The sequence below is a fragment of the Polaromonas sp. genome, from assembly GCF_029945925.1.
Classification (GTDB): domain Bacteria; phylum Pseudomonadota; class Gammaproteobacteria; order Burkholderiales; family Burkholderiaceae_C; genus Polaromonas.
Genome location: NZ_JAQSDN010000006.1, coordinates 18,131 through 33,022, shown reverse-complemented (window position 1 = coordinate 33,022; position 14,892 = coordinate 18,131). Strand labels below are relative to the sequence as shown.

At 61.4% G+C, this 14,892-nt stretch carries 12 protein-coding genes and 1 tRNA gene; all 13 read left to right on the top strand.

Going from position 1 to position 14,892, the window contains the following annotated elements:
• Window positions 1-94: 94 nt before the first annotated feature.
• Complete coding sequence (locus PSV40_RS01720; protein WP_300533458.1) at window positions 95-577, top strand: FKBP-type peptidyl-prolyl cis-trans isomerase; 483 nt, start codon at window positions 95-97, stop codon at window positions 575-577.
• Window positions 574-1,566 carry a 4-hydroxy-3-methylbut-2-enyl diphosphate reductase gene (gene ispH / locus PSV40_RS01715; RefSeq protein WP_300533456.1) on the top strand — a complete coding sequence of 331 codons (993 nt, stop codon included), beginning with the start codon at window positions 574-576 and terminating at the stop codon, window positions 1,564-1,566. Before PSV40_RS01720 ends, ispH begins: the two co-directional genes overlap by 4 nt.
• Before the next feature lie 25 nt (window positions 1,567-1,591).
• A complete protein-coding gene (locus tag PSV40_RS01710; protein WP_300533454.1) occupies window positions 1,592-2,533 on the top strand; it encodes a threonine/serine dehydratase in 942 nt (313 codons plus the stop codon).
• Between the two features lie 48 nt (window positions 2,534-2,581).
• A complete protein-coding gene (serS, locus tag PSV40_RS01705) occupies window positions 2,582-3,934 on the top strand; it encodes a serine--tRNA ligase (RefSeq protein ID WP_300533453.1) in 1,353 nt (450 codons plus the stop codon).
• A 118-nt stretch (window positions 3,935-4,052) separates the two neighbouring features.
• Window positions 4,053-4,140 (top strand) — tRNA-Ser (locus tag PSV40_RS01700).
• 185 nt (window positions 4,141-4,325) lie between these two features.
• Window positions 4,326-5,549 (top strand): integrase arm-type DNA-binding domain-containing protein, encoded by a 1,224-nt coding sequence (locus PSV40_RS01695; RefSeq protein WP_300533451.1) that lies wholly within the window; start codon window positions 4,326-4,328, stop codon window positions 5,547-5,549.
• A gap of 880 nt (window positions 5,550-6,429) precedes the next feature.
• On the top strand, window positions 6,430-6,720 hold the full coding sequence (locus tag PSV40_RS01690; RefSeq protein WP_300533449.1) for a hypothetical protein: 291 nt from the start codon (window positions 6,430-6,432) through the stop codon (window positions 6,718-6,720).
• A 253-nt stretch (window positions 6,721-6,973) separates the two neighbouring features.
• Window positions 6,974-7,555 (top strand): hypothetical protein, encoded by a 582-nt coding sequence (locus PSV40_RS01685; RefSeq protein WP_300533448.1) that lies wholly within the window; start codon window positions 6,974-6,976, stop codon window positions 7,553-7,555.
• 61 nt (window positions 7,556-7,616) lie between these two features.
• Window positions 7,617-7,835, top strand: coding sequence for an AlpA family transcriptional regulator (locus tag PSV40_RS01680; protein ID WP_300533446.1), 219 nt, complete (start codon window positions 7,617-7,619; stop codon window positions 7,833-7,835).
• Window positions 7,835-8,119, top strand: coding sequence for a hypothetical protein (locus PSV40_RS01675; protein ID WP_300533444.1), 285 nt, complete (start codon window positions 7,835-7,837; stop codon window positions 8,117-8,119). The genes PSV40_RS01680 and PSV40_RS01675 overlap by 1 nt, the downstream gene beginning before the upstream one ends.
• A 36-nt stretch (window positions 8,120-8,155) precedes the next feature.
• Window positions 8,156-8,857 (top strand): hypothetical protein, encoded by a 702-nt coding sequence (locus PSV40_RS01670; protein WP_300533442.1) that lies wholly within the window; start codon window positions 8,156-8,158, stop codon window positions 8,855-8,857.
• On the top strand, window positions 8,854-11,751 hold the full coding sequence (locus tag PSV40_RS01665; protein ID WP_366914933.1) for a DUF927 domain-containing protein: 2,898 nt from the start codon (window positions 8,854-8,856) through the stop codon (window positions 11,749-11,751). The genes PSV40_RS01670 and PSV40_RS01665 overlap by 4 nt, the downstream gene beginning before the upstream one ends.
• 1,252 nt (window positions 11,752-13,003) lie before the next feature.
• On the top strand, window positions 13,004-14,875 hold the full coding sequence (locus PSV40_RS01660) for a peptidase domain-containing ABC transporter (protein WP_366914932.1): 1,872 nt from the start codon (window positions 13,004-13,006) through the stop codon (window positions 14,873-14,875).
• Window positions 14,876-14,892: the final 17 nt, after the last annotated feature.

The window sequence follows — 14,892 nt, the reverse complement described above, 5'->3', positions numbered from 1 at the left end:
AACAGGCGGTCGTTTCCCGGACGGTTGGCACTTTCTACAATAGGGGCAGTTTACAAACAGTTGGCGGCCCCCCCGGCCGGCACCCGAAAGTCCTATGTCCACCGTTGAAACCCCCGCCCTCGTTCAGCCTGGTTCCTTCCTGACCCTGCACTACCGCATGGCCGGGCCGTCCATGGACGGTCAACCGGGCACCGACATCATCAACACCTTCGCCGGCAAGCCGGCCACCCTGAGCCTGGGCACCGGCGAGCTGTCGCCTGCGATCGAGCAGCGCCTGCTGGGCCTGCGCGAAGGAACGCGTACCAGCTTCCAACTGGCGGCCGGCGAGGCTTTTGGCGAGCGCAACCCCGAGCTGGTGCAGTGGGTGGCGCGCAAGCTGCTTAACGAACTGGGCGACCCCCACGAGCAGTACAAGGTCGGCGATGTCGTGCAGTTCCCCACACCCGACGGCATGGGCCAGTACGCCGGTAGCGTGCAGCAGGTCAAGGCAGATGGCGACGCCGTGCAGTTCGACTTCAACCACCCGCTGGCCGGCCAGCCGGTGGTGTTTGAAGTCCAGGTGATTGGCATCCTATGACTGGCAAGGCCTCCCCGCAGGAAATCATCCTCGCCGAGCCGCGCGGTTTCTGCGCCGGTGTTGACCGCGCGATTGAAATCGTCGAGCGCGCGCTTGGCAAGTTCGGCGCACCGATTTATGTGCGCCACGAAATCGTGCACAACACCTACGTCGTCAACGAGCTCAAGGAAAAAGGCGCCATCTTCATCGAAGACCTTGACGATGTGCCGCCCGGCGCCACGCTGGTGTTCAGCGCCCACGGCGTCAGCAAGGCCACCGAGCGCGAGGCCGAAGCACGCGGCTTCCGGATCTTCGACGCCACCTGTCCGCTGGTGACCAAGGTGCATGTCGAAGTGGCCAAGCTCAACAAGGAAGGTTACGAGTTCATCATGATCGGCCACAAGGGTCACCCCGAGGTCGAAGGCACCATGGGCCAGCTCGACAGCGGCATCCACCTGGTGGAAGACGTGGCCGACGTGGCGCGCATCCAGCCGGCGCAGACAGAAAAACTCGCCGTGGTCACGCAGACCACGCTCAGTGTGGACGACGCGGCCGAAATCAGTGCCGCCGTGAAAGCGCGTTTTCCGAACGTGCGCGCGCCCAAGCAGCAGGACATCTGTTACGCCACGCAGAACCGGCAGGACGCCGTCAAGATCATGAGCCCGCAGGTCGACATCCTGATCGTGGTCGGCAGCCCGACCAGCTCCAACAGCAACCGCCTGCGCGAGCTGGCCGCCAAGCTGGGCACCGAGGCCTACATGGTGGACGACGCGACCGAGCTCAAACCCGAATGGTTTGAAGGCAAAAGCCGCGTCGGCCTGACCGCCGGGGCGTCGGCGCCCGAAATTCTGGTCAAGCAGGTGATAGACCGTATCAAGGCGCTGGGCGCGGTGTCGGTGCGCAAGATGGCCGGCATCGAGGAGACCCTCAAGTTCCCGCTGCCCAAGGGGCTCAAGCTGGACGGCCCCGCGCTGGACGCCATCGGCAGCGACCTGCATGCAGAGTCCTAGGCCGGCTATGCCAGATATGCCAGATATGCCAGACCGCTATCAAATCGAGAGCTGCCAGCGCAGGTTCCACGAGGGCTATAGCCACTTTATTCGTCAAACCCCGGTGTGGAAGCTGCCCGGCAAGGCCCTCGGTGTGGACTGCGCTGAAGTCTGGCTCAAGCTCGAGCAGCTGCAGACCAGCGGCAGCTTCAAGGCGCGCGGCATGCTCAACCGCCTGCTGTCCAACCCCATTCCGTCCAGCGGCGTGATTGTGGCGTCGGGCGGCAACGCCGGCATTGCCACCGCGGCCGCCGCGCGTGAACTCGGCGTGCGCTGCGAGGTGTTTGTGCCCGAAGTGTCCAGCCCGGCCAAACGCGCCAGGCTGGCCGCCTTGGGCGCCGAGGTGGTGGTCACCGGTGCGGCGTATTCGGAAGCGCTGCAGGCCTGTCTGGCGCGCCAGCAGCAAACCGGTGCCCTGCTGACCCATGCCTACGACCAGCCCGAAGTGGTGGTCGGCGCCGGCACGCTGGCGCTGGAGATTGAGCAGCAGGCCGGCCTGCCTGACGCCGTGCTGGTCAGCGTCGGCGGCGGCGGCCTGATCGCCGGCATTGCCAGCTGGTTTGAGCAGCGCTCCCGCGTTGTTGCGCTGGAGCCCGAACTCGCGCCTACCCTGTTCCGGGCGCGCGAGGCCGGGCAGCCGGTCGATGTGAGCGTGGGCGGCATTGCCGCCGATTCACTGGGCGCCAAACGCATTGGTGATCTGGGCTGGGCGGCCACCCAGGCCCATGTGCGTGATGCGCTGCTGCTTGGCGACGACGCCATCCGGGCCGCCCAGCTGTGGTTGTGGACGGAGCTCAGGCTGGCCGTGGAGCCGGCCGCGGCCTTGCCGCTGGCGGCGCTGCACAGCGGCGCCTATGTGCCGCGGCCGGACGAAAAAGTCTGCCTGATCATCTGCGGCGCCAACCTCGACCCGGCCAGCCTGAACTGAACCCCGCCCTGGTGGCCGGCCCGCCGCGGCACAAAATACAATGAGCCCATGCTAGACATCAACCTGCTCCGTAAAGACCTGCCGTCGGCTATTCGCCGGCTGGAAACCCGCAAAAGCCCGCAAGCCTTTCTCAACGTGGAAGCCTTCCAGGCGCTGGAGGCCGAGCGCAAGGCGCTGCAGATCAGGACAGAAGAGTTGCAGAACCAGCGCAACACCCTGTCCAAGCAGATCGGCCAGCTCAAGTCCAAGGGCGAAGACGCCAGCGCCGTGATGGCGCAGGTGACAAGCTCCAAGACCGAGCTGGAGGCTTCGAGCGTCCGGCTCGAGCAGATCCAGGGCGAGATGCAGGCTCTGTTGCTGGCTGTGCCCAACCTGCCGCATGAAAGTGTGCCGCACGGTGCGGGCGAGGCCGGCAACGTTGAAGTGCGCAAATGGACGCCGGTTGAAGGCCTGGGCGGTGAGCCACCCGCGTATGCCTTCGAGGTCAAGGACCATGTGGACTTGGGCCAGCCCCTGGGGCTGGACTTTGAATTGGGCACCAAACTCACAGGCTCGCGTTTCACGGTCATGCAGGGCCAGCTCGCGCGCATGCACCGGGCGCTGTCGCAATTCATGCTCGATGTCCAGACGGCCGAACACGGCTACACCGAGTGTTATGTGCCCTACATCGTCAATGGTGATTCCCTGCGCGGCACCGGCCAGTTGCCCAAGTTTGAAGAAGACCTGTTTGCCGCCAAAAAGGGCGGGCAGGAAGGTGCGGCAGAGGCCGAAAGCACGGCGCTGTACCTGATTCCCACCTCCGAAGTGCCGCTGACCAACTTTGTGCGCGACGAGGTGCTGCCCGAAGCGCAGCTGCCGCTCAAGTTCACCGCGCACACACCGTGCTTCCGGTCAGAGGCCGGCAGCTACGGCCGCGACACGCGCGGCATGATCCGCCAGCACCAGTTTGACAAGGTCGAGATGGTGCAGATCGTCCACCCGGACCACAGCTACGATGCGCTCGAGGCCATGACCGGCCACGCCGAGGCCATCTTGCAAAAGCTGGGCCTGCCTTACCGCGTGATGCTGCTGTGCACCGGCGACATGGGTTTCGGCGCCAGCAAGACCTATGACCTCGAGGTCTGGCTGCCCGGCCAGAACGCCTACCGCGAAATCAGCTCCGTCTCCAACTGCGAAGCCTTCCAGGCCCGCCGCCTGCAGGCCCGCTTCAAGAACGCGCAAGGCAAAAACGAATTCGTGCACACGCTCAACGGCTCCGGCCTGGCCGTGGGCCGCACGCTGGTCGCGGTGCTGGAAAATTATCAGTGCGAAGACGGCAGCGTTGCGGTGCCGGCTGCCTTGCAGCCCTACATGGGCGGCATCACGGTGTTGACTCCCGCAGGAAAGAGCTCTAGTTCCTAATTTTCAGCCGGGGCCGCGGAACTGGCTTTGCCAGTCCGCAGGCGCAGCGGCCCCTAGTGGGCAGGGAGCTTGCGCGTTGGGAGTGACCGTGGGGCTGTTAGAATAGCGGCTCGATTTAGGAGAGGTGGCAGAGTGGCCGAATGTACCTGACTCGAAATCAGGCGTACCGCAAGGTACCGTGGGTTCGAATCCCACCCTCTCCGCCAAGAATGAGTTTGAGGAACTCCAAATAAGTCCAGAAAATCAGCAAAAAGCCCCGCAGATCAATGGTTCGCGGGGCTTTTTTGTTTTTTAACGTCCGGCAGGGTGCGTTGACAGCCAGCATTAACCGGGGGCATATTCGGGGGCATAAATCGGAATTTTCCGATGCCCCCACGAAAAGTGCCCCCAAATGCCCCTAACCAAGATCGAATGCGACCGCGCCGCCTGCCCGGCAGACCGGCCATCTGTGCGCCTGGCTGACGGCAAGGGCATGTACCTGGAAGTGACGGCAGCGGGCGGCAAATACTGGCGCTTGAAGTACCGGCACGGCGGCAAGGAAAAGCGCCTGGCGCTCGGGGTGTACCCGGCTGTTTCCTTGGCACAGGCCCGCAAAGACCGCGACCAGGCACGCGAAGCGCTGGCGGCTGGCAATGACCCGGCGCAGCTCAAGCGCGATGCCAAATTGACCAAGGCGGCGGGGGATGCCAATACCTTTGAATCAGTGGCCAGGCAGTGGTGGGCGCACTGGCGCGGCCCCAAGAGTCCACGCCATGCCGACTACGTGATGCGCCGGCTTGAGGCTGATGTGTTCCCTGCCTTGGGGGCGCGGCCGGTGGCCAGCGTCACGGCCCCGCAGCTCCTGGCGATGGCAAAGGCAATTGAGGTACGCGGGGCGGTGGACATTGCCAAGCGGTCATTGCAGACATGCGGGCAGATCATGCGGTATGCCGTGGCGCATGGCCTGATCGAGCGCAACCCGGCCGCTGACGTGAAGCCGGCCGACGCCCTCAAGGCCCACAAGAAAGAGAACTACGCCAGGCTTGACGCCCGCGAAATGCCCGAGCTGCTGCGCAAAATCGAGGCCTACCAGGGCAGCGCCTTTACCCGCCTGGCCATGAAGCTGATTGCTTTGACCTTTGTGCGCACTGGCGAGCTGATCGGGGCGCGGTGGGAAGAGTTTGACCTTGACGCGGCCGAATGGCGCATACCCGCAGAACGCATGAAGATGCGCACCCCGCACATCGTGCCGCTGGCCCCGCAAGCAGTGGAGGTGCTGCAGGCGCTGCACACGGCCAGCGGCAGCCGTGCGCTGCTGTTCCCTGGTGAGCGCGACCACGACAAACCAATGAGCAATAACACCATACTGGCCGCTTTGAAGCGCATGGGCTACGCGGGCCGTATGACCGGGCACGGTTTCCGGGGTGTGGCTTCCACGGTCCTGCATGAGCAGGGCTATCCGCACCACGTCATAGAGCTGCAGCTTGCGCATCAGGAGCGTGACGCCGTATCCGCCGCCTACAACCATGCCACTTACCTGGCAGAGCGCCGGGCCATGATGACCCAGTGGGCGAATCACCTGGACAAGCTGCGCAAGGGCGCTGACGTGATCCAGCTCGCCCAGCGGGCAGCGTGACAGCGTGCAGGCGCCTGCATGCTGGATACTTTTCCCAATCCACTGCGACAGTGAAGGCAAACCGGGTGGACCCAGCATCCATGCGGGTTTTCAGAAGATAGGCTGCTGAAGGCAATGTGAGGACAGACTGAGAACAAAGTGAGAACACTTTTAGTTCACGAACTCTTCTATCTTTCATGGTCAAAACGACCGGAGCTGCTGTGCAGACGTCTGCACAGCACCACGCCGGCCAGTCCAACAGGCCCGTGTCGTTCCTCTCGGCCTTTCTTGCATCTTGTCGGAATTGAGCGCGAGAGGGCCTTCCTCTGGAACCAATTGCCCGCGCGGTGGCATTGTGGATAACTTTGCCGGTCATCGCTCTCCGTCGGATGCCTATTATTTGAGCAATGGCGGGAGCGGTTGTAAGTGCGTGTCGCAGTTGAAGAATTCCCTTAAAGAGGAATATTTATCCACAAATCGTATGTTCGACAACGGGCGTTATGTTAACAATGAGTATAAAAAACGAAAAAACGTATAGTTTAGGGGAATTATGCTAAGCTGTACAGCAACTTCCCTTTAAGCGTAAAGGCCCACGCAATGACCCCTGAGCAATTCACACAAGCCCTCGAGGTGCTGAGTTGGAAACAGTCCGACTTTTGCCGCAAAGCTGGCGTTGACAAGAACACACCCAGCCGATGGGTGAACGGCAGGACGCCGGTGCCCGCTTGGGTGCCTGCCTACCTAGGCGCTATGCAAGAAATCAAGCGTCTCCATCAGGTGTATATCGAACCTGGCGCATGACACCGCTATGCCCAGCAGCGGTATGAGCTGGGCGAAAAAGCGGCGGGCCTGGTGGTTGCAACACTAGGCCCGCCTGACCACCTCGAAAAGGAACTTCGTAATGGCTGCCGACTATGTTAACGAGTGCTGTGAAAAATTCGTGTTTACAGATGAGCAATTGAGGCGCGCACCTCATCATGAACAACTGACGGTTCGGCGACTCATCAATTTGGCCGCTGGTCAGGACTGCGTAGCAGAATTGTTGCGCGCAGTGGTCCGGGCACTCCCCAACAACACGGATTCCGATCTGCCCCGTGCCATGCTTGCGGGTGCACTCGCGCTACAGGACAAGCAATGTGATGAGCTCACGACTTTGGCTGGCGGGGTGTTGGTATTGATGCCAGAGCGTTGAAAAATGGCTAAACCGCCCATTGTGCAAATCTCGCCGCTCTTTCTCGGCAGAGCAGACGCAGCGGGGTTCCTTTCAATTTCGGCGAGCATGCTCGACAAGCTGGTAGCAATGGGCGATGCTCCCAAGCCGCGAAAAATCAGCCCTGGCCGGTCTGCCTGGTTAGTTGAGGAGCTGATTGAATGGGGAAGGGCTCGGCCTGTGTCCGATTTGCTGCCGCCTGTGAACAGTGGCCACCGCAGACCGGGAGCCACCAGTGAGTGAAGAGACCAGCGCCTACGAGCAGGGTATCAATAGGTTAATCGAATACGTTCGAAAACAAACCAATGTGCTCAATCCAACTCAGCGCAAGAACGCACTTGTCGCCTTTGCCACGCGCTTAAACGCGTTGGCGAGAGACCTTGAAACGCATGGCATGGCGCAGGGTGCGATTGAGGAAGAGCACGACCAGGCCCCCGATGTGTTCTGCAGCTACGCGGCTACCCTGAGGCACATGCGCGAGCTGGCAGAGTCTGCGCAACGTGCGGCCGCCAGCTTGCCTGATGCGCGCAAACGCTTCGCGATGCCGGCTGCCGCGCTGGGCCTTGTTCACTTGCGCCATGCTCATGGGTATAAGCGGCCTGTTCTGAGCAACACCAGCGCTGACGTGAAAGAGTTGGCGCGAGTTTGTAAGGCTGCCGGGCTCATAAAGTCCGATGAGGCTTTGCGGGGGGCATTGGCAGCAGGGCTGAACGCGTTCGACCCGTATTACGTGCCGCCCTGGGTGGATGAGGTTGTGGGAGAGCTGCAAGCTAGCGACAAGGTTAAATTGACGAGAAAAAGGAAACGCGCAACTTAACCTAGGCGACGGCGCAGCCAATAGATTCAATACGGGTCATGTCAACCACCAAGGATGCAACATGACCCAAGCAAGTCCGAGCAAGACAGCGCAACCCGAGCGCCTTTTGCGCCTCCCAGATGTGGAGGCCCTCGTGGGGCTTCGCAAATCGTCCATCTACGACGCGGTTAAACGGGGTGAATTCCCAGCGCCCGTGAAATTGTCGCGCCGTGCCGTGTGCTGGCCGGCATCGGCGATTGACGCCTGGATTACTGAGCGCATCACAGCTGCGGGGCGATAGTGGTCACGGCCTCACAAGAGGTGCAGGCGCTGGCAACTGAAGCGGCAGCGCAACGCCTAAAACGCGCGGCAACATTTGCCGCGTCACACATCGACAAGCCACTGTTCAAAAAAACCATGCGAGTGGGCAGTGGTCCGGCCGTCTTGGTACGCCTCGACTGGCCTGGCGTACTGAGAGTATTTGAAATCGCCACCGGCGAGATGCTCGCGGAGTCGCTGCCCGGCCAGCCCGACCGAGCATCTGCACGCTTTTCCCAACTTCCCAGCAACAGTGTCCATCGCTAACGAGCGACAACCTTTTCTATCACCAAGGAGATTCTCATGATCAAGAAAATAAGCGAGAACAAAGCACGCGAATGGCTCGGCTTTCTCGTTACAACTAAAACCGTTCAAGGCGTTATTGCTGACGCGCTGACCGGGCGCTACCATGAGCGCAAACGCCTGCTTGTGCAGCAGGCGTCCGAAGTCCCTGCAGCGCTCGAGGAGCAGTTGGCCGCTTCGGCCAACCTTAAGAAACGAGCAGCCGCGCTCGACAAGCTCACGCTCGAGTACCGGCAGGCCAAGCAAGCGCATGGTTCTGCGTATCAGCGAGCGGTGGGGATGGACACCACGGTTCAGCAGGTGGAGGGGCGGTTTCGTCGGAAACTGCAAGAGCTTGCAGACCCGCGCATTCATATATTGGCGCGCTGGGTATTCGGGCTCAATCAGCGTGTTCGTGCCAACGATGTAGAGTGGCCAACGGTTACTAGGATGAGGGACGGGGCGAGCCGGCTCGATATGTCCACAAACGCGCCGGCACTTACCAAAGCCATGCAGGCGCTGGATGGGTTGTCGAGTGAGCTGGCTGACCTGATGGTCGCTGACTATGATGCTGCGGAGCTGTTGATCACGCTTGGGAAAATTCGGGCTGCAGCTCTCCACGCGGTGGCAGGTGTGCTGAATGTCGGCAGCATGCAACTGATCGAAGAGAATGCACCTGACCTGTCTGAGATCACGCCTGCAGAGCTCACACCCTCTGAGTGAAGGTGCGTCAGTTGACCCCTCCTGCGGCGCCAATTTCGCTTGAGACAACTCGGGCGGCTCTTTCGTACATCCCGGCGAACTTGGCCCGCGATGAGTGGGCGAGAGTCGGCATGGCGATCAAAAGCGAGTTTCCAGACAGCGCGGGTCGTGATCTTTTTACGGACTGGAGCGCCACCGCTGATGGCTATGACGCCAAAGCCGCCCTCAGTACCTGGCGCAGTATTAAGGCAGGCGGCGGTGTCAGCATCGGCACCCTGTTGCATCTGGCAAAAGAGCGCGGATTCGAGCTGCCCCATGCCAGTCGGGCAACCGGCAAACCCAGTGCGGATGTGGTGGCTCGCCTGGCGAGTGAACGGGACGCACGTCAGCAAGCCGAACAGGCAAAGCAGCGGGCCGGCCACGCGAGTGCAGCTGTCGAAGCAGAGGGGCTGTGGCAGGCGGCCAGCGAGACAGGTACAAGCCCCTACTTGGTTCGCAAGGGCGTACAGCCGCACGGTGTGCGCTTCGCCGCCGATGGTTGGTTGTTGGTGCCTTTGCGCGATGCTGCGGACCAGCTCTGCAACGTGCAACGCATCGCACCCGCAATGCCCTCGGACGGCCCCGACAAACTGTTTTTGAAAGGCGGGCGCAAGTCGGGCTTGTGGCATATGTTGGGCGATGTGAGCAATCACGCGCCCGCGCCCGCTGTCTTGCTGGTGGCAGAGGGCTACGCCACGGCGGCAAGCCTTCACGAAGCCACGGGCCACCCGGTGGCAGTGGCCTTTGACGCGGGTAACTTGGCACATGTCGCCAAAGCGCTGCGCCAGTTGTATCCGACCGCCTTGCTAGTGCTGTGTGGTGATGATGACGTGCAGACGTTTGCACGCACCGGCAACAATCCCGGTGGTGACAAGGCCGCGGCGGCGGCGCGCGCGGTGCGGGGGCTTGCGGTGTTCCCTGAGTCGCTACCCGATGGCGGCAGCGACTTTAACGACCTGCACCAAGCGGCGGGGCTTGTTGCGGTGCGGGCCATTGTCAAAACCGCGATTGATGCGCACCATGCGAGCCATACGGCCGCGCAAGCCGACAAGACAGGCAAGGCCAGCCGGAGCGCCCGCATGGCCGATGCCGACAAGGGCCGCGCCTTTGACGTGTTCGCCGTGAATGATGATGGCGTTTGGCATGAGGGCATAGACCAAGAGGGTAAGCGCAAGCCGCCCGAGTGGATCTGCAGCCGCTTGAATGTGGAAGCGCTGACACGCGACCAGGATGGCGGCGGCTGGGGTTACCTGCTGACCTTTGCCGATCCGCTGGGCAGTGCAAAGCAATGGGCGATGCCGGCCCGCATGTTGTCGGGTGATGGCGGCGAGTATCGCGCCACGTTGTTGAACATGGGGCTTCGCATCGCAACGACACCACGCGCTCGCAACCTGTTGACGCAGTACATCCAGACCCGCACTCCCGAGGAATTCGCAAGTTGTACCGATCGCATCGGATGGCATGGCCGCGCCTTTGTGTTGCCGCGCGAAACCATCGGCGACGATGCAGAGCGCATCGTTTTCCAAACTGATAACGCCGTTGAGAACACCTTCCGAAGCAAGGGAACGCTTGAAGCATGGCGCGACCGCGTAGGGGCACTGTGCGCCGGCAATTCGCGTTTAGTGTTCGCTGTCGCGTGCGCCTTTGCCGGGCCGTTGTTGCGCCCTGCAGGCATGGAGAGCGGGGGCTTTCACTATCGCGGCGACAGCTCCAGCGGCAAAACCACGGCCTTGAAGCTGGCTGCGAGTGTGTACGGCGGCGCGAGTTATCTGCAGCGCTGGCGCAGTACGGATAACGCACTGGAAGCAACGGCGGCCCAGCACAGCGACTGCCTGCTGATCCTGGATGAGCTGGCACAGATCGACCCCAAGACGGCGGGCGAATGCGCTTACATGCTGGCCAACGAACAGGGCAAGGCCCGCGCAACTCGCACCGGCACGCCACGCGCTCGGCAAGCCTGGCGGCTGCTGTTCTTGAGTGCTGGCGAGTTGGGCTTAGCCGACCACATGGCAGAGGGTATGAAGCGCACCCGCACCGGGCAAGAGGTGCGCATGGCTGACATACCCGCCGATGCCGGCGCAGGTCTGGGGGCCTTTGAGCAATTGCACGGGCACGAGGGCGGCGCTGCCTTTGCCAAACACATCACGCACCAGGCGCAAGCAGTCTACGGCGCAACGGGGCATGCCTGGCTGGAATGGTTATCGGCCAATGCCGACACCCTCAAGGCCAGCATCCGCGAAGCATCGGACGCGCTGGCTGCGCAACTAATCCCCGAGGCAGCAAGCGGACAGGTAGAGCGCGTGGGCGCACGCTTTGCGCTTGTAGGTGCGGCAGGCGAGCTGGCCACTGCGGCGGGCCTGACAGGCTGGCCGGCCGGTGAGAGTGAGCGGGCCGCTCGTGCTTGCTTCAATGCCTGGCTTGCAGCACGCGGCGGCATCGGCAATGGTGAGGTTGTTGCCATGTTGCGGGCCGTGCGGCGCTTCCTTGAAACGCATGGAGAAGGTCGTTTCTCGATGTGGCATCGCAGCGCTGATGACCACGCGCCCAAGACTTTGCAGAGGGCGGGGGTGCGGCGTATGTTGAACGCTGCTGGCGAACCAATCAAGACCAACAACCAACATGGACAAGAGTTCGGTGATCGGATGCCGGCTGCGCTGGGTGACGGCGTGAGCTTCGAGTACTTCATCCTGGCCGAGACCTTCAGGGGAGAGGTGTGTCAGGGCTTCGACTACCAGGCCGTGTGCCGCGTGTTGGTGGAGCACGAATGCCTCGTGCCCGACAAAGGCCGTCCATTCGACTGTAGACCACGCCTGCCGGGCGTGGGGGCTGCAACGTGCTACCGCATTGCACCGTCGATCTTCAGTCTTGACCTGTGAGTTCTTGCAGCAGCGCAGGCCGGTTGATGGCCTGTTTGTGCAGTTGCCTGCACTTGTCGGGCCGCCGTTGGGCGGTGGCGGATGGAGCTACAACCGCGCTGCATATTTCGACATTTGACCGGACAATCTCCAAGGTTGGGCAGGTGTCGCACGTTATCGGACGCCAGCGGAAATAATTGCCCTCAGTCATCGCCGCGACTGAGGGCAGGCTGAGAACACGGGAAGCCTTTATCCATGCGGCTGTCGCACTGCCCTCAGTTGTCGCAGTTCAAATGTTGATGCCCTGAGCATCATCTCGGTTTCGCTGCCGCCGATCTGAGCGCCTGGAGTGGCCGGCTGCATCCGGTAAGCGCGATCCTTTCGTTCTCTCACGGGGTAGGGGGGTGTGAAAACCTTTCTCGGTTATCCCGGAAACCGTCTTGTTCGCCAAATCTTCTCGTGCGGGAGTATTGGGGGAGGGGGGTGCCCTCCCCTTGGGAAAATGCTGCAGCTGCAACGAAGTGGGGGCACATTTGGGGGCACAATTGAAGCGTAGAAAATCGGTTTCCAGCATCCACGCGGGCTAGCGGGCTTTATGTGAACGACACCCTCCCGCCAAGAACCGGTTTGATGTAGTCCAACACAGACCCCCAAAAGCCCCGCAAGCCTAGTGTTTTTGGGGCTTTTTTGTTGCCGTCTTCGGGGCGGTTTGTGCTTTGACATCTCGCGCAGGTCTTGCTGTACCCTGAATCTTGTTGGCATGCCATCAATCTGGCGCCGCAGTCATGGCCTTCAAGTATTTACCCTTGCTTTGACCTCAACCCTGTCAACATTGACAGGGGTAGGTGTTGCATCGCTTCCCCATTCGTTGATCATCGACGGTGTTTCGAGATGTTTCAACCGTATGCTCTGCCGCATACGAGCAGAGGGGAGGGCCTGCAACCAGCTTGCAGGTGAGGGAGCCATGCAAAAAGAGTACGCACAAGCTGTCTTCGTGTGGGCGCTGCAAACGATGTGCGCGGTGCATCGCCGACCATTTGACGCGCAATTGCTGTTGCAGCAGTTCCCACCGCCGTATGACGAATCAGGTCTGGTTCGCGCAGCGAGGGGTTTGGGGTTCAAAACCCAGCTTCGTTGCATCAGGTCCGCGGAACTGCCTCAACTTCCTTTGCCCTTGCTGGTAGGGCTAAGCAGCACTGGCACCCTGGAAGCAAATACGCCGGCGAATCTTGGTGTCGATGACATAACCCCCGTTGCTCCGACATTGGGTATTGTGATCGCAGTGAGTGACGAGCAGGTTGTCTGGTTGCCCGCCAACAGCAACTCTCCCGTTACCAGCTCAAGGGCCGAATTCGAATCAACCCTGAACGGGCAGGCCGTGCTCCTTTACCCGGAAGACGAGGCCGTGCGCGACCCGGATTCTGGCGCCGGTGTGGGGTCGTCCTTCGGGTTTCGCTGGTTTGTGCCTGAGCTGCTCAAGCACCGAAAGGTTTGGCATGAAGTGCTGGGCGCCAGCCTGGTGCTGCAGCTTCTTGCGCTGGGTTTGCCACTGTTCACGCAGGCCATCATCGACAAGGTGGTGGTGCATCGCACTGAAAGCACACTGGTTGCGCTTGGCATCGGCATGGCGGTGTTCATGCTGTTCACCGCGCTGCTGACCTGGGTGCGCCAGTACGCCATTTTGCACACCGGCAACAGGGTTGACGCTGTGCTGGGCGCGGCGGTGTTTCAGCACCTGTTTCGCTTGCCGCCCAAGTATTTTCAGAACCGTCCCACCGGCGTGATTGCTGCCCGGCTGCATGGGGTAGAGACCATACGCGAGTTCATTGCTTCGGCTGCGGTAACCATCATTCTGGATGTTCCGTTCTTGCTGATCTGCATGGGTGTGATGTTCTATTACTCGGTCACCCTCACGCTCATCGTGTTGGGCATTCTGGCCGTGATTGCACTGCTGTCATTTCTGGTGGCGCCCATCTTCCAGACGCGCCTGAACCAGCAGTTCATGCTGGGTGCGCGCAATCAGGCCTTTCTGACCGAATACATTGCCGGGCTGGAGACCGTCAAAAGCCTGCAGTTTGAGCCGCAACTGCAAACCCGCTATGACGGCTACCTGGCCACCTACCTGCAGTCAGGCTTTCAGACCAAACAGATTGCCAACACCTACAACGTCATCGCCAACACGCTGGAGCAGATGATGACGCTGCTGATTCTGGTCATAGGCGCGTGGATTGTGATGCACCCCGACACCATTGCGCTGGCCGCGGGCACCGGCACGGTGTTCACCGTCGGCATGCTGGTGGCGTTTCAGATGTTTGCCGGCAAGCTCAGCCAGCCCATGCTGCGCATGGTCGGCTTGTGGCAGCAGTTTCAGCAAGCCAGCCTGGCGGTGGACAGGCTGGGCGACCTGATGAACGTGCCGACTGAGCCCTACCGCCTGGCGCCCAGCAGAAAGGGCGATGCCAGGGGTGAGATTGAACTCATAGATATCGGCTTTCGCTACGCGCCTGATTTGCCGCTGCTGTACAAAAACGTCAACCTCACCATTGAGCCCGGGCAGACGGTGGCCATCATGGGGCCCAGCGGCACGGGCAAATCAACGCTCACCAAACTGCTGCAGGGCTTTTACCGGCCCACCGAAGGGCAGATCAAGGTGAACGGCATCGACATCCTGCACCTGAGCGCCAACGAGCTGCGCGCCAACTTTGGCGTGGTGCCGCAGGAAACTGTGCTGTTCAGCGGCACCGTGTACGACAACCTGCTCATGGCCAACCCCCATGCCAGTTTTGAGCAAGTGGTGCAGGCCTGCCAGATGGCTGAAATCCATGACGCCATCCAGACCCTGCCCCAGGGCTATCAAACCGAAATCGGCGAGCGTGGTGCCGGCCTGTCAGGCGGGCAAAAGCAGCGCCTGGCCATTGCCCGCGCACTGCTCAAAAAGCCCAAGGTGCTGATCTTTGATGAAGCCACCAGCGCGCTGGATGCGCAAACCGCCAATGCTTTTGCCACCACCGTCAACGCCTTGCGCGGCAAGGTCAGCATGTTGTTTGTGACGCACGCACTGCCCAAGACCCTTCAGGTGGACGAGATTTTTGTGATTGGCGGCGGACATCTCAAAAAAGTTGTTCAACAAAAGGCGGTCGCATGAGCCGCCGGGCCGTTCCC

Excerpts from the sequence above, each read along its gene's own strand:
- PSV40_RS01710 (WP_300533454.1), top strand. The coding sequence starts at position 1,592 with ATGCCAGACCGCTATCAAATCGAGAGCTGCCAGCGCAGGTTCCACGAG.
- PSV40_RS01695 (WP_300533451.1), top strand. The coding sequence starts at position 4,326 with ATGCCCCTAACCAAGATCGAATGCGACCGCGCCGCCTGCCCGGCAGAC.
- serS (WP_300533453.1), top strand. The coding sequence starts at position 2,582 with ATGCTAGACATCAACCTGCTCCGTAAAGACCTGCCGTCGGCTATTCGC.
- PSV40_RS01670 (WP_300533442.1), top strand. The coding sequence starts at position 8,156 with ATGATCAAGAAAATAAGCGAGAACAAAGCACGCGAATGGCTCGGCTTT.
- PSV40_RS01680 (WP_300533446.1), top strand. The coding sequence starts at position 7,617 with ATGACCCAAGCAAGTCCGAGCAAGACAGCGCAACCCGAGCGCCTTTTG.
- ispH (WP_300533456.1), top strand. The coding sequence starts at position 574 with ATGACTGGCAAGGCCTCCCCGCAGGAAATCATCCTCGCCGAGCCGCGC.
- PSV40_RS01720 (WP_300533458.1), top strand. The coding sequence starts at position 95 with ATGTCCACCGTTGAAACCCCCGCCCTCGTTCAGCCTGGTTCCTTCCTG.
- PSV40_RS01690 (WP_300533449.1), top strand. The coding sequence starts at position 6,430 with ATGGCTGCCGACTATGTTAACGAGTGCTGTGAAAAATTCGTGTTTACA.